The sequence below is a fragment of the Dyella sp. 01N36 genome, assembly GCF_056399745.1.
Genome location: NZ_JBFTRY010000362.1, coordinates 1 through 1,446 on the forward strand (window position 1 = coordinate 1; position 1,446 = coordinate 1,446).

Sequence of the window (1,446 nt, forward strand, 5' to 3'; positions counted from 1 at the left end):
CAGAAAGGACTGTTGATCTTCTCGTGCCGGCTCCGTGGCTTGCGCGTGCATCGGAGTGCAGGCGATCAGCGTTGCCAACATCATCGACGCTACGGTGACCGTGGCGCCGGTGAACATGGCGAATCGGCGTGGGAAAACCATCGAGCCCATGTCGTTCCTCCCCGTTGTTTCGCCGAGGATAAGCGATTGCTAGCAGCAAGGGCGGCCGCCGTTTTGAGGCGGTGCTCGAGGGGCACTCCTTCGCCAACGAAAAAACGCCGACCTTCGGGCCGGCGTTCTTCATGACGCAGATAGTCCCGGGCAGGCAATCACATCACCCGATCACCCACCAACACCACATCCGCCGCCCGCCGCGCGAACAGCCCCACGGTGACAATGCCCGGAATCTGGTTGAGGTCATTCTCCAGGCCCACCGGATCGACGATCTGCCACCCGTGCACATCAATCACCCAGTTGCCATTGTCGGTGACCACGCCGTCGCGCCACACCGGGGTGCCGCCGCGCTTGACGATCTCGCGTCCCACCAGGCTGCGTGCCATCGGAATCACTTCGATCGGCAGCGGAAACTTGCCGAGCAACTGCACCTGCTTGCTCGAGTCGATGATGCACACGAACTTGGCGCTCGCTTCGGCGATGATTTTTTCGCGCGTGAGCGCAGCGCCGCCGCCCTTGATGAGGCGCTTGTGCGTATCGCACTCGTCGGCGCCATCCACGTAGAGATTCAGTGGACCGGTAGCGTTGAGGTCGAGCACCGGGATGCCCAGACGCTTGAGGTGTGCAGTGGACTGCTCGGAGCTGGACACCGCGCCTTCGATGCGGTCCTTGAGGTCCGCGAGGGCATCGATGAAGAAGGCGACGGTGGAGCCGGTGCCGACGCCCACGATGGCTCCGTTCTCGACGTAGCGGATGGCGGCTTCGCCGGCCTGGCGTTTTTCGTTGGCGCTCATGATGTGGATCCGATAAGAGGTAAGCGTTATTCCATCGTCAGGATATGGCGCCATTCCTCGGCGCCTACCGGCATGACGGAGAGTCGGTTGCCTTTGCGCACCAGCGCCATGTCGGCGAGCGCGGGGTCGGCCTGCAGCTGCTTGAGCGTGATGGTGTGCTTGAACTTCTTGACGAACTTCACGTCCACCAGCATCCAGCGCGGATTGTCGCGCGAACTGCCGGGGTCGAAATATTTGCTCTTGGGATCGAACTGGCTCGGGTCGGGATAGGCATCCGTGGCGACTTCGGCAATGCCCACGATGCCGGGCTCTGCGCAGTTGGAGTGATAGAAGAAAACCTTGTCGCCCACGCGCATGCCGTCGCGCATGAAGTTGCGCGCCTGGTAGTTGCGCACGCCGTCCCAGTGTTCCTGGCCTTTGCGCTTGAGATCGTCGATGGAGAAAGCGTCTGGCTCGGATTTCATCAGCCAGTACTGCGTGGTTTTACTCATGCGTGCGC

General features: G+C 61.9%; 2 protein-coding genes. Both read right to left on the reverse strand.

Translation table 11 applies throughout. The annotated features are described in order from the left end of the window. Positions 1-308 precede the first annotated feature (308 nt). Positions 309-947, reverse strand: coding sequence for a ribose-5-phosphate isomerase RpiA (rpiA, locus tag AC1DMG_RS22110; RefSeq protein ID WP_441605647.1), 639 nt, complete (start codon positions 945-947; stop codon positions 309-311). A 26-nt stretch (positions 948-973) separates the two neighbouring features. Further along, on the reverse strand, positions 974-1,438 hold the full coding sequence (locus AC1DMG_RS22115) for an EVE domain-containing protein (protein WP_441605646.1): 465 nt from the start codon (positions 1,436-1,438) through the stop codon (positions 974-976). Positions 1,439-1,446: the final 8 nt, after the last annotated feature.

Bases quoted from the DNA above. Each gene is read 5' to 3' on its own strand.
- AC1DMG_RS22115 (WP_441605646.1), bottom strand. From the start codon at position 1,438: ATGAGTAAAACCACGCAGTACTGGCTGATGAAATCCGAGCCAGACGCT.
- rpiA (WP_441605647.1), bottom strand. From the start codon at position 947: ATGAGCGCCAACGAAAAACGCCAGGCCGGCGAAGCCGCCATCCGCTAC.